Annotated in this window: 19 protein-coding genes, 1 pseudogene and 1 riboswitch; of the genes and pseudogenes, 8 read left to right on the top strand and 12 right to left on the bottom strand. The window is 66.5% G+C overall.

Annotated features, from left to right (window positions below):
* The first annotated feature begins 33 nt into the window (after positions 1-33).
* Both PGN12_03040 and PGN12_03035 read left to right on the top strand, forming a co-directional pair.
* Positions 34-249 (top strand): type II toxin-antitoxin system Phd/YefM family antitoxin, encoded by a 216-nt coding sequence (locus tag PGN12_03040; GenBank protein ID MEH3102859.1) that lies wholly within the window; start codon positions 34-36, stop codon positions 247-249.
* A 146-nt stretch (positions 250-395) separates the two neighbouring features.
* Entirely contained in the window at positions 396-1,112 is a 717-nt protein-coding gene (locus PGN12_03035) for a DUF3800 domain-containing protein (GenBank protein MEH3102858.1), read from the top strand.
* A gap of 163 nt (positions 1,113-1,275) precedes the next feature.
* On the opposite strand, the gene thiC is transcribed toward PGN12_03035, so the two are convergent.
* From thiC to PGN12_03005, 6 genes are all read right to left on the bottom strand, one after another.
* The gene (thiC, locus tag PGN12_03030; GenBank protein MEH3102857.1) at positions 1,276-3,156 is read right to left on the bottom strand and encodes a phosphomethylpyrimidine synthase ThiC; all 1,881 of its coding nucleotides are present in this window, start codon (positions 3,154-3,156) and stop codon (positions 1,276-1,278) included.
* A gap of 39 nt (positions 3,157-3,195) precedes the next feature.
* Positions 3,196-3,307: riboswitch (TPP riboswitch) on the bottom strand.
* A 91-nt stretch (positions 3,308-3,398) separates the two neighbouring features.
* Positions 3,399-4,463, bottom strand: coding sequence for a ferritin-like domain-containing protein (locus tag PGN12_03025; GenBank protein ID MEH3102856.1), 1,065 nt, complete (start codon positions 4,461-4,463; stop codon positions 3,399-3,401).
* A gap of 65 nt (positions 4,464-4,528) precedes the next feature.
* On the bottom strand, positions 4,529-5,575 hold the full coding sequence (locus PGN12_03020) for a ferritin-like domain-containing protein (GenBank protein MEH3102855.1): 1,047 nt from the start codon (positions 5,573-5,575) through the stop codon (positions 4,529-4,531).
* A gap of 279 nt (positions 5,576-5,854) precedes the next feature.
* Positions 5,855-6,736, bottom strand: coding sequence for a MipA/OmpV family protein (locus PGN12_03015; protein MEH3102854.1), 882 nt, complete (start codon positions 6,734-6,736; stop codon positions 5,855-5,857).
* 62 nt (positions 6,737-6,798) lie between these two features.
* Positions 6,799-7,152 carry a DUF2141 domain-containing protein gene (locus PGN12_03010; GenBank protein ID MEH3102853.1) on the bottom strand — a complete coding sequence of 118 codons (354 nt, stop codon included), beginning with the start codon at positions 7,150-7,152 and terminating at the stop codon, positions 6,799-6,801.
* Complete coding sequence (locus PGN12_03005; protein ID MEH3102852.1) at positions 7,088-7,960, bottom strand: sterol desaturase family protein; 873 nt, start codon at positions 7,958-7,960, stop codon at positions 7,088-7,090. The genes PGN12_03010 and PGN12_03005 overlap by 65 nt, the downstream gene beginning before the upstream one ends.
* Before the next feature lie 45 nt (positions 7,961-8,005).
* On the opposite strand from PGN12_03005, the gene PGN12_03000 reads away from it, so the two are divergent.
* Positions 8,006-8,824 (top strand): histidinol phosphate phosphatase, encoded by an 819-nt coding sequence (locus PGN12_03000; GenBank protein MEH3102851.1) that lies wholly within the window; start codon positions 8,006-8,008, stop codon positions 8,822-8,824.
* 417 nt (positions 8,825-9,241) lie between these two features.
* Here the strand turns inward: PGN12_03000 and PGN12_02995 are convergent, their stop codons facing one another.
* Positions 9,242-10,804 carry a glycoside hydrolase 43 family protein gene (locus tag PGN12_02995; protein ID MEH3102850.1) on the bottom strand — a complete coding sequence of 521 codons (1,563 nt, stop codon included), beginning with the start codon at positions 10,802-10,804 and terminating at the stop codon, positions 9,242-9,244.
* 255 nt (positions 10,805-11,059) lie between these two features.
* Between PGN12_02995 and PGN12_02990 the strand changes: the two genes are divergently transcribed.
* The 4 genes from PGN12_02990 (at position 11,060) to PGN12_02975 (ending at position 17,491) form a co-directional block, all read left to right on the top strand.
* Positions 11,060-14,239 (top strand): TonB-dependent receptor, encoded by a 3,180-nt coding sequence (locus PGN12_02990; protein ID MEH3102849.1) that lies wholly within the window; start codon positions 11,060-11,062, stop codon positions 14,237-14,239.
* 71 nt (positions 14,240-14,310) lie between these two features.
* Positions 14,311-15,012: a SapC family protein gene (locus PGN12_02985; GenBank protein ID MEH3102848.1), complete on the top strand. Its 702-nt coding sequence runs from the start codon at positions 14,311-14,313 to the stop codon at positions 15,010-15,012.
* Complete coding sequence (locus tag PGN12_02980) at positions 15,009-16,034, top strand: cupin-like domain-containing protein (protein ID MEH3102847.1); 1,026 nt, start codon at positions 15,009-15,011, stop codon at positions 16,032-16,034. The genes PGN12_02985 and PGN12_02980 overlap by 4 nt, the downstream gene beginning before the upstream one ends.
* A complete protein-coding gene (locus tag PGN12_02975) occupies positions 16,031-17,491 on the top strand; it encodes a tryptophan 7-halogenase (GenBank protein ID MEH3102846.1) in 1,461 nt (486 codons plus the stop codon). Before PGN12_02980 ends, PGN12_02975 begins: the two co-directional genes overlap by 4 nt.
* 123 nt (positions 17,492-17,614) lie before the next feature.
* Here PGN12_02975 and PGN12_02970 read toward each other — a convergent pair whose 3' ends face one another.
* Together PGN12_02970 and PGN12_02965 are read right to left on the bottom strand one after the other, a co-directional pair.
* Positions 17,615-18,550 carry a phytoene/squalene synthase family protein gene (locus tag PGN12_02970; GenBank protein MEH3102845.1) on the bottom strand — a complete coding sequence of 312 codons (936 nt, stop codon included), beginning with the start codon at positions 18,548-18,550 and terminating at the stop codon, positions 17,615-17,617.
* Complete coding sequence (locus PGN12_02965; protein ID MEH3102844.1) at positions 18,547-19,128, bottom strand: TIGR00730 family Rossman fold protein; 582 nt, start codon at positions 19,126-19,128, stop codon at positions 18,547-18,549. The genes PGN12_02970 and PGN12_02965 overlap by 4 nt, the downstream gene beginning before the upstream one ends.
* A gap of 107 nt (positions 19,129-19,235) precedes the next feature.
* Between PGN12_02965 and PGN12_02960 the strand changes: the two genes are divergently transcribed.
* Positions 19,236-19,634, top strand: coding sequence for a hypothetical protein (locus PGN12_02960; protein MEH3102843.1), 399 nt, complete (start codon positions 19,236-19,238; stop codon positions 19,632-19,634).
* Here the strand turns inward: PGN12_02960 and ung are convergent.
* From ung to PGN12_02945, 3 genes and pseudogenes are all read right to left on the bottom strand, one after another.
* Entirely contained in the window at positions 19,626-20,327 is a 702-nt protein-coding gene (gene ung / locus PGN12_02955; GenBank protein MEH3102842.1) for a uracil-DNA glycosylase, read from the bottom strand. The two genes, PGN12_02960 and ung, sit on opposite strands and share 9 nt — an antisense overlap.
* Before the next feature lie 5 nt (positions 20,328-20,332).
* Entirely contained in the window at positions 20,333-20,980 is a 648-nt protein-coding gene (locus PGN12_02950) for a peptidylprolyl isomerase (protein ID MEH3102841.1), read from the bottom strand.
* 40 nt (positions 20,981-21,020) lie between these two features.
* Positions 21,021-21,137 (bottom strand): annotated as a pseudogene (locus tag PGN12_02945) (phytanoyl-CoA dioxygenase).
* Between the last annotated feature and the right edge of the window lie 227 nt (positions 21,138-21,364).

Raw genomic sequence — 21,364 nt, 5'->3', positions numbered from 1 at the left:
ACTCTCGGCGGACCGCTGTCCAGTTTCGTGGACATGAACGCCGTCAGCTATTCCGAAGCCCGCGCGAATTTGAACGCGATGATCGATAAGGTCGTAGCCGATCGCGCGCCGTTGGCGATCACGCGTTTCCGTCGGGAGGGCGCGGTGTTGATTTCGGAAAGCGAGTGGGCCGCGATCGAAGAACGTTTGGGTGCCTGGCACTTCTCCGATGTCCGTGATCAGGCGTCTGACGCGATCTGCAATGAGTGAGCGTAGAGGAGGGTATAGGCTGTTTACAGAGACCGATCAGACAGAGCGATGATGCCGCACTGTCACTGAAAAGACTTGCCTTAGATCGGCGCTTCAGAAAACCTAGGCTAGACGCGTAATCGGTTGCTCAGCCTGTCGAGGTGTTGGTGGCAGAAGAATACTGGGACATCTACGTCGACGAAAGTAGCCAAACGAAGAATCGATACTTGGTTCTTGGAGCTATAGTCGTTCCGACCTCGAAAGTAATTGTAGCTAACGATTGCCTTCAGGCTGCCCGCCTTCCGGAGTTGCCGCACGGCGAGATGAAGTGGGGGAAGGTTTCAAATGCCAAGCTGGCGGCATACAAAAGGTACGCAGATCAATTTTTTGATCACGCGTGCCTTCGAGAAGCAAAATTTCACGGCCTTGTGGTCGACACCACCCAGCTAAACCACCTTAAATTCAATGACGGATCTCGCGAGATCGGGTTCAACAAAGAACTCTATAACTTAGCGACCAAGTGCGCCCGGCTACAGAAGACGGGATTTTTTTACCTTTATCCCGACCTTCGCGATACCAAGCAAAAGCCCGATGATTTAAGGAGCATCTTAAATTACGGCCGGCATAAACATAACGATGGCCGGCCTTGGCCATTTAGAAGATGTCAGTTTCGAGATTCCGCGAAGACTCCGTTGCTTCAGCTTGTAGATCTTCTACTGGGATCGCTCGCCTATGGTGTAAACAAGCACTATGAAAAAAGTGATGCCTCGCCTGCCAAGCTAGATTTGGCAAGGCATATCATGCGCCGCGCCGGGGTGAGAGACGTGACGCGAGATACCGCTATGAACGGTAAATATACCGTGTGGCACAGGCAGCTGCGCTAATGACATCCCCCGAGGTTAGATCATTGAGATCACCGCTAGGACGCGGCTCCTTTCACCATGGGTGGAAGGCTTAGCCTCGGGGGAGTACCCTGATTATGAGAATCGGCTTGACTTTGTCAAGCCTTTAGGGGGGAGCGCTATCAGCGATTCGGCGACTCGATGGTCACCCCGCCGGCAGATAAACCTCGCCACCCTTCTCCCGGAACCGCTCGCTCATCTCCGCCATGCCCGCCTCGGCGTCCGCCGCGGCGACGAACGTCTCGACCGGCGCGTTCTGCTTCGCAGCAAATTCACGAACCTCCTGCGTGATCTTCATCGAGCAGAATTTCGGCCCGCACATAGAGCAGAAATGCGCGGTCTTTGCGCCTTCCGCGGGCAGGGTCTGGTCGTGGTATGATTCCGCGGTGTCGGGATCGAGCGACAGGTTGAACTGGTCGCGCCAACGGAACTCGAAGCGGGCGCGGCTCAGTGCGTCGTCGCGCAGCTTGGCGGCGGGATGGCCCTTCGCCAGATCGGCGGCGTGGGCGGCGAGCTTGTAGGTGACCACGCCGACCTTCACGTCGTCGCGGTCGGGCAGCCCGAGGTGCTCCTTGGGCGTGACGTAGCAGAGCATCGCGGTGCCGTACCAGCCGATCATCGCCGCACCGATGCCCGAGGTGATATGGTCGTAGCCCGGCGCGATGTCGGTGGTGAGCGGCCCGAGCGTGTAGAAGGGCGCCTCGCCGCACGCCTCGAGTTGCTTTTCCATGTTCTGCTTGATCTTGTGCATCGGCACATGGCCGGGGCCCTCAATCATCACCTGCACGTCCTGCTGCCAGGCGCGCTTGGTCAGCTCGCCGAGCGTGTACAGCTCGGCGAATTGCGCTTCGTCATTGGCGTCGGCGATCGCGCCGGGGCGCAGGCCGTCGCCGAGCGAATAGGCGATGTCATACGCCTTCATGATCTCGGTGATCTCGTCGAAGCGTTCGTAGAGGAACGATTCCTTGTGATGCGCGAGGCACCATTTCGCCATGATCGAGCCGCCGCGCGAGACGATCCCGGTCACGCGCTTGGCGGTGAGCGGGACGTACGGCAGGCGGACGCCGGCGTGGATCGTGAAGTAATCGACGCCCTGCTCGGCCTGTTCGATCAGCGTGTCGCGGAAGATCTCCCACGTCAGTTCCTCGGCGATGCCGCCGACCTTCTCCAGCGCCTGATAGATCGGCACGGTGCCGATCGGCACCGGCGAATTGCGGATGATCCATTCGCGCGTGTCGTGGATGTTGCGCCCGGTCGACAGGTCCATGACCGTGTCCGCGCCCCAGCGGATCGACCAGACCAGCTTGTCGACTTCCGCCGCGACATTCGAGGCGACCGCGCTGTTGCCGATGTTGGCGTTGATCTTGACCAGGAAGTTGCGGCCGATCGCCATCGGCTCGGATTCGGGGTGGTTGATGTTGCTGGGGATGATCGCGCGGCCGCGCGCGACCTCGTCGCGGACGAACTCGGCAGTCACGTAGTCGGGGATCGCCGCACCGAAGCTCTCGCCATCGCGGACGTATTCGCGCAGCATCTCGCGGCCGAGGTTCTCGCGGGTCGCGACATATTCCATCTCGGGCGTGATGATGCCGCGGCGGGCGTAGTGCATCTGGCTGACGTTCGCGCCGGGCCCCCCAATACCTCCTCGGGCGCGCAGCGGGCGGCGGTTGACGTTCGGGAACGGCTGGACGCCGCCCGAGCGGTCGGGGCCGAGCTGGCCATTGTCCTCGGGGCGGATCTCGCGCGCGTCATAGGCCTCGACATCGCCACGCGCCATGATCCAGTCGCGGCGCAGCGCTGGCAGACCGGCACCGATGTCGATCCGCGCGGTCGGGTCGGTATAGGGGCCGGAGGTGTCGTAGACGTTGAGCGGCGGCTCGCCGGAGGAGGGATCGAGGTCGATCGCGCGCATCGCGACCTTCAGCGGGCCGACATGGATCTTGCGGCTGCCGCGGATCGGGCCGGTGGTGACTCCGATAGCGCTTCCCGCGAGGGGGATTTCGGTACGGGCGGGAACGTCGGCCATCAGTCTTCTCTCCAACTCGAGGGGAGGAAGACGGTGGCCGGAGGTCGCCGTATCCACTCCCTACGCCGGTGTCAGCCGGATCAGGTTCAGCGGGTCGAGGACTGCGGTCCTCCTCTCAACCGCAGCATCGGCGGTCCCCCGGGGAGCGGCTGGTATACGCGCCCGTGCGCCGCGATACCAACGAAAAAGGGCCACGCTCCGACCGATGCGGAGCGCGGCCCGGTTCAACATCAGCGTTGGCGTCAGGCGAAATTGCCGCTGCTGCGCAGGGTGTCGATCGAGTTGTTCGTGCCCGCCGGGAAGAAGCCGCCCGAGGTCGCGGCCGCCTTGGTCAGATAGGCGATGTTGTGGACCTGGAAGGTGGTGCGGCTGTAGGCGATCGCATTGCTGTCGGCGGGGACGATGTTGGCGACCTGCGCGCCGTTGACCGTCTTGGTGATACCCTCGTCCAGCTCGTTGAGGTTGGGGAGCAGGGTGGTGCCGACCCCGTCCAAACTGTCGCGATAATCAGAGATCGCATTCGCCTTGGTGATCGCGTCCGACGCGCCCGCCACCAACGTCCCCATCCGGTAGAGTTCGGCGCGGATCAGCCCGGCGTGATAGGCTTCGGCGGCAAGGATGCCGGCCGCCGCTTCCAGATAGATCGCGCTGCTGATGAGCGGCGATGCACCCTTGTAGGCGGTGACGCCGACATCCTCGAACAGATAGGCGGCAAGCAGGAAGCTCTTGTCGTCGGCATAGGGATCGAAGGTGTCGCTGGCACCGATGATCCCGGCGTTGCGCGCCGCGAGCGTGAAGGCGCCGGTGGTTCCGCCGTCGATGTTGATCGCGGGTTGATGGATCACCTGCGCGGCGTTGACCGAGGTGATCACCGCACGCAGCGCATTGACGTGCGCCAGCTCGTCGGCGGCGATCTCGCGCGCATAGCTGGCGATGATCGGGTCGGAGAAGGTCACCTTGCGCCCGCCGGTCACGCCGCCGCGCTGGCCGACGGTGCCGGTCAGGCTCGCTTCGGGGAGCGACCGGCCGAAGGCGGCGAAGGAATAGAATTGCGCCTCGAGATATTCGAGGTTGAGCGCCAGTTGCAGGATGGCGACGTCACTGGTGACGCCGCCGGTGGGGGTCGGCGTCGGCGTGGGAGTCGGGCTGGGGCTGGTGCTGTTGTTGTTGTCGCTGCCGCACGCCGACAGCAGCGCGAGACCGCCGGCCGCGGCGGTGCCGGCACCGGCCAGCTTGAGGAAGCGACGGCGCTCGGCCCGGCGGGCCTCGGCGAGTTCGAGCGCGGCGAAAACGGAATCCTTGATCATGGCGTCATTCCCTGGTTCGGGGCGTAGGGGGCAAAGGCGGGGGAGGCGGTGGGCACCGTCTCGCGTCAGGCCGATGCCGCGCTCGTCTTGATGTTGCCGTTCACCCCGGCCGGGAAGAAGCCGCCGCTCGCCACCGCCGCCTGGTTGAGATAGACGATGTTGAGCACCTGCAACGGCGTGCGGCTGAAGGCGATGCCGTTAGTGTTGAGCGGTGCGATGTTCGACACGTCGAGCGTGACGCCATTGTCGACGACCGTGCCGGTCGCCAGCCCGCTATCGTCGACCGGGCCGATGCCGCGGACGAGATCCTCGGTCGGATTGCCGTCCAGCGTGTCGCGTGCCTTTGAGATGCCGGTGGTCGCCTCGATCAGCTGAAGCGAGGGCGTCTCCAGCCCCTTGCGATAGAGCACCGAGCGGATGATCGCGGCGTGATACGCCTCGACCGCAAGGATGCCGGCTGCCGCCTCCAGATAGATCTTGCTGTTGATGAGTGCCGGTGCCGCGCCCTTGTAGGCGGTGACCCCGACGTCCTCGAACAGATAGGCGCCGAGCAGGAAATTCTCATCCGAGGCATACGGATCGAAGGCGACGCCATTGCCGACCAGCCCGGCCGCCCGCGCCGCCGTGCTGAACGCGCCGGTCGCGCTGGTGCCGAGATCGATCGTGGGCTGCGCGAGGAGCGAGGATGTGGTGAACTGCGCGCGCAGGAAGCGGACGTGCGCCAGCTCGTCCTGATAGATTTCCTGCGCATATTGCTGGACGATCGGGTCCTTGAACCCGACTGCGCGCCCGCCGGTGGCGGCCCCGGCGGTGCCGACCGCGCCGCTGATATCGGCGGCGGCCAGCCCGCTGCCGGTAACGGCGAACGCGTAGTAATTCGCCTCGAGATATTCGAGGTTCAGCGCGAAGTTGAGCACGTCGACCTCGGTGAAGGTAGATGTCGGCGTGGGCGAGGGCGACGGGGTGGGAGTCGCGGTCTGCGCCTGCGCATTGCCCGACAGCGTCGCGGCCGCGGCGGCGGCGCCCAGCGCGCCGGTGAAGAAGGCACGCCGCGAATCGCGGCGACGCACGCGTGCGTCGAGCGTCTCGATCAGCTGCTCGCTATCGGTCATGGCAGGCTCGTCCCTTCTATTACTCGCGCCGGTACGCGGCGTTGATGCGCGTGATAGGCCAGCATCGCGCAAGGGGCAAAGACGGGATGAGGTTTTTTGGTGACCTGGCCTTCGCGTTCACCTGCCGTCGTCGCGGACTTATCCGGGGCCCCGCTTCTTTTTTGGCTGGGGTTAGAGGCGCGGGCCCGCCGCGGCGAAGCCGCGTCGTCGGTCGGGGCGAAGCCCCGCCGGCCGGTCTGGCGCGTGGTCGGCGCAGCGTGCGCCGGCTCGCGCTGCGACTTAGAACGTATACCCCACACCCAGTGCCGCCAGCCACTGGCTGCGCGATCCCGCGACCGACACCACCGGCGTATCGCCGAAGTCGTTGAGCATCTTCTTGTAGGTCACCCCGCCGATCGCCTTCCAGCCCTTCAGCAGGTTGCCGGTCAGCGCATAGGTGCCGGCCATGCCGATGGTCCAATGCTTCCACCCGCCGCGCGTGCGATACTGCGGCAGTCCGCTCGCCAGCGACTGTGCCGCGTCGACGTCGAAATAGGTGCGCGCGAAGCCGCGCCCGACGCGCTCGGCCGAGGCGAACAGCCCGACGCCCGCCTTCAGGCTGAGCGGCGTGAAGTAATTAACCGACGGCGACCAGATGCCGCTGTCGTGCACGCCGCTGACGTCGTGACGGTAGCTGAGTGAGGCGGACAGCTTGTCATAGGGGCTGGTGATGACCCCGGTCTTCCCGAGCCCGACATAGCCGCCCAGTTCGAACGCGGTGTCGCGCTCGCCCAGCGCACGGATGCGGCGGTCGTCGATCGCCTTGTTGTTGGTGCGGTTGAAGTTGATGACGCCGATCGGCCCGGCCTGCACGTCCCAGCTCGGCCCGGACGGGTTCGGAATAAGGTCAATCGAGGCGCGGTTGCCGAGCATCTGGAATGCGAAATTGTGGAACGAGCCGATCGCCGCCGGACCGGGGACGACGCGGTAATTGTCCGAACCTTCATAGTCCGGCAGATAGGCCGCCGCGACGGCGACCGTCACCGTATCGCCGACCAGCGCAGGGTCGGGCGTCGGATTGGGCTCGGCCGGGATCGAGGCGCTTTGCGCGAGCGCCGGCATCGCGAGACAGGCGAGCCCGGCGGCAAGCAACGCACGGGCGGCGAAACGATTGACGTGCACGTAAATTCCCCTTTGATCTGCGCGCCCAACCGTTCGCGGGGAATTTTGCTCCATGTTGCTGGTCAGAGCATGTAGCGCATCTTGATCTGTTGCTCTTCGGCATCAGTGGTGAGCGAGAAGCGTGCCGCCGAGAAGCGTGGCGGGCCGAAGCGGATCGCGGGGTTGCGCGAGAAGCCGAAGCCTTCCCTGGGGATGCCCGCGAACGTATCGAGCTTCTTGTTGCCGTTCTCGTCGTGGATCACCGCCACCGCATAGTCGCCGCGCGGCAGCGCGGGAAAGCGGATGCTGGTCTGCCCGGCGGGCACCGAGCGCGTCACCGCGTCGCGGTCGTCGACGCAATTGGGGAAATTGTCAGGATCGGCGGTCAGGCACAGCCGCAGCATCCCCTTGGCCGAGCGCAGGTGATCTATCTCCACCTGCAGCGATCCGACCGGCGCCGCGCCGATCAGCGGCACCGCCAGCACCGCCAGCGCCGTGGCGGCGAGCCGCTTGCGCATGGATCCGCGCAAAGTCGCCGAGCCCGTCGTCGGTGCCGCAGAGCCGGTCCCAGAAGCGGAAATATAGGCCATAATTGCATCCGTACCGTTCATGGTGCCGTTGGTGGTGGCTGGCGGTAATAAGCCAGCGCCCCATCCGTCCCCCCCACACGAACCGCGGGAAAATCTCCCAGCCCATATGGTTAGTGACACCCATAATCGTCATGATCGTCAGCACCACCCCCAGTGCGGTGACGTGGATCGGAATCACGAAGACCAGTAGCGGAATGGCAACAGCGCCGCTGATCGCCTCGATCGGATGAAAGGCCATCGCCGCCCATGCGGTCGGCGGGCGGCTGGCGTGATGTACCGCATGCGCCAGCTTGAAGACGCGCGGACGATGCATCCAGCGGTGCGTCCAGTAGAACCACGTGTCGTGCGCGATCAGATAGAGCAGCACCGATACCGGTAGATACCACAAGGGGAATGCGTGGACGTCGGCGTAGATCCGCGTCCAGCCGCGGTTCTGCCAGCCCCAGGCGATGATCCCGGCCGGCACCCCATAGATGCCCGCCGAGGCGAGGCTCCACAGGATCTCGCGGCGAATCTGCGGATCGAGCCCGGCGTAGAGCCGCGGATGCTTCAGCCGCGTGGCGAAGGCGAAACCGGCGCTCGCGGCCAGATAGCGTACGCCGACGATGACGCTCATCGCCAGCGCCGACAACAGGATAGCGATCGTGGCGGACATGGCATGGCTTCTAGCGTATCGTCTGCGAGCGCGATAGGCAGGGCCATGCCTGTACGCCCCGCCGATATCGCGCTCGCCCACCGCCTCGCCGACGCCGCGGGCGCGGTGATCCGCCCCTATTTCCGCCAGCCCGCCGGGCTGGAGCTGAAGGAGGATCGCTCACCCGTGACGCGCGCCGACCGCGAGGCGGAAGAAGCGATGCGCCGGCTGCTCGACGCCGAATGCCCCGGCGACGGCGTGGTGGGCGAGGAACATGGCGTCAAGGACGGCGTGACCGGGCGGCAATGGGTGCTGGACCCGATCGACGGCACGCGCAGCTTCACCGCCGGGCGCGCGATCTTCGGGACGCTGATCGCGCTGGTCGAGGATGGCTGGCCGGTGCTGGGGATCATCGACCAGCCGGTGCAACGCGAGCGCTGGACGGGCGTGACCGGGCGACCGACGTTGCTCAACGACGCGCCGGTGCGGACGCGCGCCTGCGCCGCGCTGGAGGGGGCGATCGTCGCGACGACCAGCCCGCATTTGTTCGAGGATGCCGACGTGCCGCACTTCATGGCGCTGGTGACCGCGGCGAGCGGCGGCGCGCCGCGGCAGGGGCCGGTCTATGGCGGCGATTGTTACAATTACGGGCTGCTGGCGAGCGGGTTCCTCGACATCGTCTGCGAATCCGGGCTCAAGCTGTATGATTTCGCGGCGCTCGCCCCGATCGTCGAGGGCGCGGGCGGGCGGATGTGCGACTGGAACGGCGACCCGCTGACCGCCGACAGCGCCGGGCACGTGCTGGCAATCGGCGATCCGGCGCGCACCGACGAGGTGCTGGAGGCGCTGCGCAACGTCGCGGGGCATGACCATCACGAGCATTGAGTTGGCGCGTGTTCGCTTACGCCGAAGTGGCCGGTTCCGCCCGGTTGCAGACTCTCCTTGCTTCGTGCAGCTTAGCAAAAGCGAACCGGGTGGGATGATCTTATGTGGTGGAAACTTGCGTTACTGCTGATCGGCACGGTCGGTCTGGTATTTTGCATTATCCCAATCCGCACGCACGCAGCTCTGTTCGATCCGGCTAATCCACTAACTGCGCCAAGGTGGAGCGTGTGGTCCACGGTGTCGAATATGTATCTGACTTCCGGGACTGCCACCTTGATCTTTGCGATTATTGCTGTGGCGGCCTATCTCGCGTTCAAGATCGTTCGAAGCGGTTAAACGCCGATCATCGGCGTTCGCTTATAACGCTTCGCCGTTGAAAGCCGCTCGTCCACTCTCCACCAAGGTCAGCCATAGAACTCACCACTTCGACAACGTGAACCGGTCCACGTCCAGCCAGCCGCCTTTGCCGGCAGGATTGTAGCAGGACAGCGCGAACTGGACGCCCTGGAAGGTGCCGGTCTGCCAGTCGAACACCAACGGCACCGTCCCTCCGACCGGGGTGAAGCGGCGGCCGTCCTCGCTGTAGGATAGGGTTGCGACCTTCGCGGGGAAGCCCATCTCGGTGCGCAGCCAGAGGCGTGTGCCCCGGAAACGGCGCGCTGGCTCACGGATTTCGATGTGCGGGCCGTCCTTGCGATCCTCGGTGACGCGCATCGTCAGCGTGTTCGTGCGGCCGAGCACCGACAGTTGCGCGCTGAACTTGCCGAGCGTGCCGAAACCGCAGACGTCGCCCGGCTGCAGCGAGCTTGTGTCGACGAGCACCTCACCCCGCGCGCGCGGGGCCTGACCCTTTTGCACCAAAGTGTTGCGCGCCCACCAGAGCTGGCTGCCCGGCGCGGCGTGGAGGCGGAGCCAGCCGGGGCGCTCGCCAAGCGACCAGAGATGGTCGAGCGGGTTGTGGTTCCACTGCCATTGGCGGCCGAGCGTGCGCGCCGCGAAGTCGTCACTGGACGGCGGTTCGGCGAAGGGTTGGCCCGCGATCGGTTTGGGGGCGACATCGGGGACGCGGCCGGGTGCGGCGGGCGTGCCCCAGATCGGCCAATCGTCGCGCCAGAACACCGGGCTGATGTTGGTGACGCGCCCGATCGCGCCGGAATCGCGCATCACGAAGCCGTACCAGCCGCCGTCGGGAAGATCGACGATCGCACCCTGATGGCCGCCGGTGGTGTCGTCGATCTGCGCGCGGGTCTCCCACGGCCCGTCGAGGGCACGTGCGCGGGAGACGGTGAGCGCGAGTCTGCCCGGGATGGCGTTGAAAAGGTAATAATAGCCGGCGCGCTTGATGAGTTTCGAACCCTCGGCGCCCTTGTTGTAATGGACGACACGCGAGGCGGTGATGCGTGTCACGTCATGGTCGAGTGTGTGGAGCGTGATCGTGCCGTCGCTGCCGATCGACGTCGCGAGATAGACCGCGCCATCGTCGTCAAAGAAGAGCGCGGGATCGAAGGCGGCGCGGTCGAGCGTGACATGCGTCCACTGGCCTGCGGGATCGGCGGCGCGGTAAATGCGCGTGTTCTGGCCGACGGGCGTCACCGCGACATAGAAGATGCCGTCGCGGTAGCGCAGGCTGGGGGCGTAGATGCCGTGCCGGTACGAGCCGCCCTCTGCGAGATCGAATTTGGGCGAGCCGTCAAGCCGCGGGAGCAGGTGCGAGACGATGTCCCAATTCACCAGGTCGCGCGAGTGGAGGAGGGTAAGGCCCGGCGCATTGGCGAAGGTGGTGCTCGCGAAGTAAAAGTCCGTACCGACGCGAATGATATCCGGGTCGGGGTAATCGGCGTTGAGCGGTGGGTTGGCGTAGGTGCCGTCGCCGCGATCGCTGCGCCAGATTTGCGCCGTCGCATCAGGCGCCATGGCGGCCAGCGCAGCGGCGACGGCGAATGTGGTGCCTTGCAGCAACAGCGATGACATCACCGGCATTCGTCGTCCTTCCAAATAATATGATGATAAACGGTATTTCACAAGGCGATGCAGCGCGTATGAAACGGACCGGTACACGTGAAAGCGGATGTTGCTATTTCATCACACTTGGCTGATACATTGATCCAAATTCTGCTCGTCCCGCCAGTTACGACCATCCCCAGATTGACAGCCCCCGGCACGCTGATAGCGATATCAGCAATCATGTCGCAAACATGAACAAGACGGCACGTCGCCGTCACGGAGGAGGGGTTGATGAAGGGAAGCCATGTCATGGGCGCGCTTGCGCGTTCGTCGTCGGTGTGGGCGCTGGCGGTGGCGGCAGCGGTGCCGGGAATCGCGGTGGCGCAGACCAGCGGGCAGAGCACGACCGAAAGCCCGACCAACGCGCAGCCGGCCGATGGCACGCCGGTTGGTCAGGATCCCGCGCCGGGGGCCGATGACATCGTCGTCACCGGCGTCCGTGCCAGCCTCGATCGCGCGATCGCGATCAAGCGCGATTCGCCGGGCGTCGTCGACGCGATCAGCGCCGAGGATATCGGCAAGTTCCCCGACACCAACCTCGCCGAATCGCTCCAGCGCATCACCGGCGTGTCGATCAACCGCGTCAACGGCGAAGGTTCGCAGGTCGCGGTGCGCGGCTTCTCGGGCGGCTTCAACCTCGTGACGATCAACGGTCGTCAGCTGCCGGCCACCAACATCGATACCAGCGGCGGCAATCTGTTCGCCCGCGGTGCCGGCCGTTCGTTCGACTTCCAGAACATTGCTTCGGAAGGCGTCAGCGGGCTGGAGGTCTACAAGACCGGTCGCGCCTCGGTGCCGACCGGCGGTATCGGCGCGACGATCAACATCGACACTCGCAAGCCGCTCGACTCGCGTGAAACCGGCGTGACCGGGTCGATCGGCGCAAAGGCGCTGTACGATACCTCGGTCGAGAAGTCCGAGGACACCAAGCACCGCGTTACCCCGGAAGTCTCCGGCCTGCTGAACTACCGCAACGACGAGGGCACGTTCGGTGCCGCGGTGTTCGGCAGCTACCAGCTCCGCTATTCCGCATCGGCGCAGTCGAACCCGAACTACTGGAACGTCATTCCGACCGCCGACTTCTTCAATCCGGGCACGTTCATCAACTCGCAGACGGTGATCGACGGCACGCGCCCGACCGCGCCCTATGTGCTGGTTCCGAACGACAGCCGCTATCAGTTCTCGGAAAATCGCCGCGAGCGCATCAACTTCCAGGGCGTGTTGCAGTTCAAGCCGACCGACAATCTGGAGTTCACGGTCGACAGCCTGTTCGCGCAGAACCGCCTGCGTGAATCGCGCAGCGAGCAGACGAACTGGTTCAACCGCCCGTTCAGCGAAGTCCGCTTCGACGACAATCCGAACATGGCGACCGCGATCTTCCTGCGCGACTATCTGCCGACCAGCCCGAAGGACGAAGGCTTCGAGCAGCAGCAGGCCGCGACCAAGGCGCGGCTCGGCTCGGTCGGCCTGAACGCCAAGTGGGAGTTCGCCTCGAACCTGACGCTGACCGTCGACGGCCACCATTCGGTGTCGACCTCGTCGCCCGACAACCCCAACGGCACCACCGCGACCACCGTCGCGCTCGGCGCGCCGGTGATCCAGGGCCATTCGCTCGACTTCAGCACCGGCTTCCCGCAGCAGGCGCAGGTCATCAACGATTGCTACCGTGCGACGGCAGGCGCGACGCCGAAGGGCAATTGCAACGGCGTGCTCGACATCGGCGATCTGGGCGCGGCGCCGGCACGGACAATCATCTCGCGCCAGACGCAGCGGATCGACCAGATCCAGGCGCGACTGGGCTGGGATCTGGGCGGCGGCAGCCGCTTCGACGTCGGCGGGTCGTACACCGACTCGAAGATGCACTCGACGCAGACCCAGACGCAGCAGACGCTGGGCGACTGGGGCCTGCAGAACCCGGGCATCATCCAGCAGCTCGCACCCGAGCTGGTCAGCCAATATTGCCTGACCTGCAAGTTCGACCACTTCAACCCGGCGTCCGAAGGCTCGTCGCTGATCGCGTTCCGCGGCAATGCGATCGACCTCTACAACGTGCTGAGCCCCTATTACACCGGTCTGGGTCAGCCGCCGGCGCCGTCGGCGCCTGCGGACGACACCGTGCAGGAGAAGATCTGGTCGGTGTTCGGCCAGTTCACCTGGAACGGCGAGGTCGCGAACCGGCCCGCCAACCTCGTGATCGGTGCGCGGTACGAGCAGACCCGCGTCGTCTCGGACGCGGTGCAGACGTTCAACAACATCGTCTGGACCGCCGACAACGACTTCCGTGGCGACGCCAGCGGCGTGTTCACCGCGATCCGCCAGCGCGGCAGCTACGAGAACCTGCTGCCGTCGGTCGACTTCAGCATCGAGCCGATCACCAACGTGAAGGCACGTGTGTCGTTCAGCCGCACGCTGGCCCGCCCGGATTACGGCAACCTGTTCGCGACCGCCTCGGCGGGGGCGCCGGGTCGTCCGACCGCGCTTGGTGGCATCCCGACCGGCAGCACCGGCAACGCTAACCTGCTGCCTTTGCTGTCGGATAACTTCGACGTATCGCTGGAATGGTATTACAAGCCGTCGAGCTTCATCTCGGTCGGCTTCTTCGACAAGCGCGTCGCCAACTTCCTGGGGACCGGTATCGTCAACCAGAACCTGTTCGGGTTGCGCGATCCCAGCTCGGGCGCGGCGGGGTCGCGTTCCGGCACCGCGGCGGCGTTCCTGCGCGCCAACAACTATGACCTGAGCGACGTCAACCTGTTCACCTATACCGCGCTGCTGGTGCAGAACGGTGGTAACCAGGCGGCGGCGACGACGCAGTTCAACGCCAATTACGTCGCGGGCCGCGGGTTGCAGCAGACGTTCGTCGACCAGATCCTGTCGCAGGTCGACATCTCGTCCGACGCCAACGATCCGCTGTTCAACTTCTCGGTGTCGCAGCCGATCAACAACCGAGAGGGCAAGATCCACGGCTTCGAGCTGGCGTGGACCAACTTCTTCGGCAACACCGGCTTCGGCTTCGCGGGCTCGTTCACCAAGGTGAGCGGCGACGTGAACGTCGATCCGTACGCCGACCCGACCGTGAACATCTTCGCGCTCACCGGTCTGGGCAATAGCGCCAACGCGACGGCGATCTACGACAAGAACGGCATCTCCGCCCGTATCGCGTACAACTGGCGCGACAAGTATCTGGCGGCGACCAACCAGGGCGGTAACCGCAACCCGCTATTCGTGGCGCCGTTCGGGACGCTGGACGTCAACATCAGCTATGACGTCAACGATCAGATCGCGGTCACGCTGGAAGGGATCAACCTGACCAGCGAGAGCGTGCGGACCTATGGCCGGACCGAGCGCAACCTCGTGTTCGCGCAGGAACTGAAGCCGCGCTTCCTGCTGGGGGCGCGCTACAGGTTCTGATCGGTCGCGATCGTGCGGAATGTGGAGGGCCATCGCTTGCGGTGGCCCTTTGCGTTTGGGACAATGACGGCATGACCTTCACGACTCTCGACAATGTCGATGACTTCGAGCTGCGCGTCGCGGTGCGGGCCGGGGCGGCATTCGGCGACCATGCGAACCTGCTCCCGATCTTTCCGATCGAGTTCGAAGAGGCGCAGCGCGAATTGCCGATCGTCTTCCGGCGCGGCGGGGACGGCGGCATCCGCGCCTATGTGCTGCTCGGGCTCGATCGCGGCGAGAATCTGTTTCTCGACGGCGAGCGCTGGACGACCCGCTTCGTGCCGGCGGTCCAGCGGCGCGGGCCGTTCGCTTTGGCGCGTAGCGAGGATGGCGCGGCGGTGGTGCAGATCGATCGCGACGATCCACGGGTCGGCATGACGGAGGGCCTGCCGCTGTTCCGCGATCATGGCGGCGATGCGCCGTATCTGGAGCATGTCCGCGCTGCGCTGCACCTGTTGGCGGAAGGGGCGCAGAGCGAACGCGCGATCCTCGCCGATCTGGACGGAGCGGGATTGCTGCGCAGCGTGACGCTGCGGATCGATCTGGGCGATGCCGGGGGTTACGAGCTGACCGACCTGCTGACAATCGATCAGGCGGCGCTGGCGTCGTTGTCAGGCGCGACGCTGGAGCGGCTGCATGCCAATGGCTTGCTGCGCGCGGCGACGATGGCGGCGGCGTCGCTCGGCAATATGGAGCGGCTGATCGAATTGAAGACGCTCAAGGAGGCGGCGTGAGCACGGCGATCACCGATCGGCGCGTGCGCGAGATCACGGCCGACGATCCGGCCGCGCAGGATCTGGCGGCCTTGGTCGCGGCGGGCGCGCCGGTGGTGGTGCGCGGGCTGGCTGCCGGCTGGCCGCTGATCGCCGCGGGGCGGGAAGGACCGGCGGCGGCGGTCGACTATCTGCGGCGTTTCTACAACGGTCAGCCGGGGGTGGGGTATACCGCCGACACCGCGCAGGGCGGGCGGTATTTCTATGACGAGACGCTGACGCGGCTCGACTTCGCCGCGGAGCGCGTGGCGCTCGACGACTATATGGCGCGGATGCTCGACGCGCTGGACGAGGAGGGCGCGCCGTCCTTCTACATCGGCTCGACCGATCTGGAGCGGTTCTTCCCCGGACTGGCCGTCGAGAACCCGCTCGCCCGCGCCGATTTCGCACGCGTGCTGCGCAGCATCTGGATCGGGACGCGCACGACGGCGCAGGCGCACTACGACATGTCGAACAACATCGCGGTCTGCGCGGTGGGGCGGCGGCGGTTTACCCTTTTCCCGCCCGAGCAGGTCGCGAACCTCTATCCGGGGCCGCTGGAGCCGACGCCGGGCGGGCAGGTGGTGTCGCTGGTCGACTTTCGCGCGCCCGATCTCGAACGGTTTCCCGGGTTCGCCGATGCGCGCGATACGGCACAGTTTGCCGAGCTGGAGCCGGGCGATGCGGTGGTCTACCCGGCCTTGTGGTGGCACCACGTCGAGGCGCTCGCGCCGTTCAACGTGCTGGTGAACTATTGGTGGAACGACGCGGCGGCGTTCATGGACACGCCGATGAACACGCTGCTCCACGCGCTGCTCAGCCTGCGCGACCGCCCGGCGGCCGAGAAGCAGGCGTGGCGTGCGCTGTTCGACTATTACGTGTTCGGCGATGCGGCGCGGCCGGCGGCGCACCTGCCCGAAGCGGCGCAAGGTGCGCTCGCGCCGCTGGACGACGCACGCGCGCGGCGGCTGCGCGGCGATCTGTTGAGGAAGCTGAACCGATGACGGGCGTGCGGCGGGTAGTGATCGCGGGCGGCGGCACCGCCGGGTGGCTGGCGGCGGCGATGCTGACCAAGCAGCTCGGCGGGATGGTCGAGGTCACGCTGGTCGAATCGGAGGAGATCGGCACCGTCGGTGTTGGCGAGTCGACGATCCCGACCGTGCGCGCCTTTCATCAGTTGATCGGCGTCGACGAGCGCGATTTCGTCCGCGCGACCGGCGCGAGCTTCAAGCTGGGGATCTCGTTCGAGGGCTGGTCGCGTCCCGATGAGCGCTATCTCCATTCGTTCGGGTCGATCGGGCAATCGACGTGGATGGCCGATTTCCACCATTTCTGGCTGGAGGCGCGCGCTCAGGGCAGCGCCGAGGAAATCGGCCGCTATTGCGTCGAGCATGAAGCGGCGCGCGCCAACAAGTTCGCGGGCGGCGACGCGGGGCTCAACTACGCCTATCATTTCGATGCCGCGCGCTATGCGCGTTACCTGCGCGAGCGCTGCGAGGCGGACGGGCTGACGCGCGTCGAGGGCAAGATCGCGCGCGTCGAGCGTGACGGCGAGAGCGGCGACATCGCGGCGCTGGTGATGGAGGACGGCACGCGGATCGCGGGCGACCTGTTCCTCGACTGCACCGGTTTTCGCGCGCTGCTGCTCGGCGAGACATTGGGCGTCGGCTATGAGGATTGGGCCGAGTGGTTGCCGACCAATCGCGCGATCGCGGTCCAGACCACCGCCACAGGCCCAGCAGTCCCCTATACGCGCGCGATCGCGCATGATGCAGGGTGGCAATGGCGGATCCCGCTCCAGCACCGGTTGGGCAACGGCATCGTCTATGCCAGCGAGTATCTCAGCGACGACGAGGCGCGGGCGCGGCTGCTGGGAAGTGTGACCGGTGAGACGCTGATCGACCCGCGCGTGATCCGCTTCCACACCGGGCGGCGGGTGAAGGCGTGGGAGCGCAATTGCGTCGGCTTGAGTTTGGCGGGCGGGTTCGTCGAGCCGCTCGAGTCGACCAGCATCCACCTCATCATGATCGCGCTGACGCGGCTGTTGCAGCTGTTCCCGTTCGACGGCGTGAGCGCGGCGGCGGCGGCGCGCTTCAACGACATGGCGCGGCGCGAGATCGAGGGCGTGCGCGACTTCATCATCCTGCATTACACGCTCAACCAGCGCGACGAGCCGTTCTGGCAGCGGATGCGCGACATGCCGCTGCCCGATTCGCTCGCGACGCGGATCGCGCTGTTCCGCGAGGGCGCGCAGGCGTTTCAGGCGAGCGACGAGCTGTTCACGATCACGTCGTGGGTGCAGGTGATGCTGGGCCAGAAGCTGACGCCGCGCGCGCACAATCGCGTCGCGCGGATGATGCCCGAGGGGCGGTTGCAGCAGACGCTGGGGCAGATGGCCGCGAACGTCGCGAGCGCGGTGCGCGGGTTGCCGGCGCATCAGGCGTATCTGGATCGGGTGTAAGGCGACCGCCCACCCGCCTTCATCGTCATCCCCGCGAAGGCGGGAATCCAGACGCGCAGGTCCGTCGATAGAAGTGCGAGGGCAGAGGTTCTGGATTCCCGCCTTCGCGGGAATGACGGAAGGTTAGCGTGGGCGGGTCCACAGGCGGGGATCGCGCGGGGTATCCGGCAGCGTTTGCCGCCGTGCCGCCTTCACCCCCGCGCGTGCGATCCACGCCAGCTTCGCGCCCTTCGTGGTCGTGACGCGGTGATCCCACGCCCGCGGCCCGCGCGCCGCCACCGTCCGCGCGATGTCGCCGTAGATTCCCGCCGCCGCCAGCACCGCCCAGGCCGAGCGGAACGACAGCGGCTTGGTGCCGATCGCCGCGCTGTCCTCGTGCAGCTGCGCGCGCGTCGCCAGCCGCTTCGCCAGCACCGCCAGCCGTTCGCGATAGGGTGGCTTCATATGCTCGCCCGGCGGCATGTCCATTTCGACCAGCCAGTCGTCGGGCAAGTAGCAGCGATCGACACGCGCATCCTCCTCAATGTCGCGCGCGATGTTCGCCAGCTGGAACGCGAGCCCGAGATCGCAGGCGCGGTCGAGCGTCGCGTCATCGTCGGGTGACACACCCATCACCACCGCCATCAGCAAGCCGACCGCGCCCGCGACATGATAGCAATAACGATAAAGATCGTCCTCGCTGCGCGGGTGCCAGTCCTCGGCGTCGAGCTGGAAGCCGTCGATCACGTCATGGACGAAGCGGCGCGGCAGCCCGGTTTCGCGCGCGACGACACCCAGCGCGTCGAACGCCGGATCGCCGGTCGGCTCGCCATCAAGCGCGGCGTCGCTGAGCGCGCGCACCCGCGCGACCCGTGCGCGTGCGTCGGTGACGATCGTGCGGTCATGGCCGTGGTCCTGCCCGTCGACCAGATCGTCGCAGGCGCGGCACCAGGCGTAGAGCAACCACGCGCGCTCGCGCACCACCGGCGCGAACAGTTTCGAGGCGGCGGCGAAGCTCTTCGAGCCGCGCGCGATCGACAGCCGCGCGGTTTCGACCAGCGCCGCGCGCGTATCGGTCACAGGTCGGAGGCGGCCATGCGCACGATCGGCTGCGTCGGGACGTGCGCCGCCATCCGGTCGAGCAGCCCGCCCAGCGTCTCGTCGACGATCAGCAACTCGCGATGCTGCGCGCGCAGGAAGCCGACCTCGCCCATCTTCTCCCAGAAGGCGACGATCGCGTCATAATAGCCGCCCGCGTTGAGCAGTCCGACCGGATCAGCGTGATAGCCGAGCTGCGCCCAGCTGAGCGCCTCCCACAATTCGTCCATTGTGCCGGTGCCGCCGGGCAGGGTGACGAAGCCGTCGGCGAGGTCGGTGAACATCTGCTTGCGCTGGTGCATCCCCGTCACGACGTGGAGTTCGGTGAGGCCGCGGTGCGCGACCTCGGCATCGACCAGCGCCTGCGGGATCACCCCGATCACCTCGCCGCCCGCCGCCAGCGCGGCATCGGCGATCGCGCCCATCAGTCCGAGCCGCCCCCCGCCATAGACGACGCCAATGCCGCGGGTGGCGAGCGTGTGCCCGACCTCGCGCGCGAGATCGAGGTAGAAGGGGTCGGCGGGCGTGGCGGAGCCGCAATAGATGGCGAGGCGCTTCATGGCGTTCGCGCTACGGGATCGGCGCGAATGGGGCAATGGTGGGGTTGGCAGGGCGCTGCCGATCGGCGCAGATGAGAGCCGCGAGATCGGCCGGCGAGGGGTGGGACGTGACGAAGCAGGCAGAGCGCAGCGGGCGATGGGGGTCGATCCTGCGCATGGTTTACGCGCTGTGCCTGCTGGGGGCGACCTACAATCATTGGGTAGTCATCGTCCGCCACGGGCTGCTCTGGGACTATGACGGCCTGCCGGTGATCAGCGCGATCTTCTGGACGTCGCTGGCGTTCCTTGATCCGGCGGCGGTGGTGTTGCTGTTCCTCCGCCCGCGCGCTGGCGTGTTCGCCACGATCGCGATCATCGTCGTCGACGTCATCCACAACGTATCGATATTGGCACGCTATTATCCACCGCTGTTGCAAACCCTGCGGGACACGCCGGGCGTTATCGCGCAGATCGTCTTCATGGCGTTCGTGCTCGGCACCGCGCGCATCGCGATGCGGTCACGCTGACGCCAGCGGCGGGACGCTCCAGTCGATCGTGCCGCGGTCGTGCGCGTCCAGAAAGGCGTTGGCCTTGCTGAAATGCCTCGATCCGAACCAGCCCTTGTACGCCGACAGCGGCGAGGGATGCGGGGCGGTGAGGATCAGGTGGCGGTCGCTACCGGCAGCCGTCACGAGCGGCGCCTTGGCCTGCGCATGGCTGCCCCACAGCATGAACACGGTCGGTGCCTGTTGCTCGGCGACGGCGCGGATGATCGCGTCGGTCAGCTGCTCCCAGCCGCGCCCGCGATGCGCGGCGGCGCGGCCCTCGGCGACGGTCAGCACGGTGTTGAGCAGCAGCACGCCCTGCCGCGCCCACTGTTCGAGGAAGCCGTGCGTCGGCGCGTCGATGCCGCAGTCGGTGGCGAGCTCGCGGTAGATGTTGGCGAGGCTCGGCGGAGGCTTCACGCCCGGGCGGACCGAGAAGCACAGGCCATGCGCCTGACCAGCGCCGTGGTACGGGTCCTGCCCGAGGATCACCACGCGCACATCGGGCAAGGCAGTGAGTTCGAGCGCGCGGAAGCGCTCGGCGGCGTGCGGGAAGATCACGGTCCCCGCCTGTTCCTCGGCGGCGAGGAAGCGGGTGAGCGCGGCCATCGCGTCGCTGGCGAGCGGCGCGGCGAGCGCGTCGCGCCAGCTGGGGTCGAGCGTCGGGGCGTCCACGCGCGTCAGCCGTCGCGGCGGTGTTCGAGCAGCCACGGACGCGGCCGGCCGGTCGGCTTCGGCGTGCCGTCGAGCCGGATCGAGCGTGTCACCACCACCGGGCGCAGCATCAGCGTGCCGTTCATCTGCTGACCGGTCGGTTCGGCGAGGATGCGCTTGACGGTCTTCTGCCCGGCGACGACGCGGCCGAACGCGGCATAACCGGGGTCGCGCGGGCTCCAGTCCATGTACGCGGCGGGGCCGACGGTGATGAAGAAATTGCCGTTCGCCGAGCCGGGCGGTCCCTTGCGCGCCATCGAGATCGTCATGTCCAGGTGGCGGATGCCGGTCTTCTTCGTCGATTCGTGCGGGATCATGTCGAGGAAGCGGCGCGCGTCGGTGCGGATGCCCGACTGGATGAAGCCGGTGCCGGGCAGCTTCCTGCTGCGCGCGGTGCGGTAGAAGCTGATGCCGTCAAAGCGGCCATCGTCGACGTAGCGCAGGAAATTGGCGGTGGTGAGCGGCGCGTGGCGTTGATCGAGCGCGAGCACGATCGGGCCGTCGGCGGTTTCCAGCCGCACGCGCACCCAGCCCGGCGTGGCGCGATCGGCGCGCTGTGCCGTGGCGGGCGCGGCGATGGCGAGCAGGGCGAGCAGCGGGAGCAGGCGGCGCATCGCGCGGATGTACGGATGCGGGGGCGGGTTCGCAACGCCGTCAGAGGCCGAGCCAGACGAGCGGTACGGGGAGGGCGGTCGCGGCATAATCGACCTGCAACACGCGGCGTCGTCGCTCGCCCTGCGCGGCGGCGGAGGCGTGGAGGATCGGGGTGGCGGCGGCGGGGTGATGCGCGGCGCCGTTGCGGTCCCAGTCGAGGGTTGCCGTCATCGCGGCAAGCGTAGCGGGCAGCCCGCGTGTTTGCGAGCGCGCGAGAGGCGCGGACCAACCGCCCCATCCGGCCGTCATCCCGGACTTGATCCGGGATCCCGCTTCTTACTTCTGTTGCAAAGAAGCGGGGCCCCGGATCAAGTCCGGGGCGACGAAGAGAGGCTGCCTGATCT

Source organism: Sphingomonas phyllosphaerae (assembly GCA_036946405.1).
Classification (GTDB): domain Bacteria; phylum Pseudomonadota; class Alphaproteobacteria; order Sphingomonadales; family Sphingomonadaceae; genus Sphingomonas; species Sphingomonas phyllosphaerae_D.
This window is presented reverse-complemented; position numbering and strand designations above follow the sequence as displayed.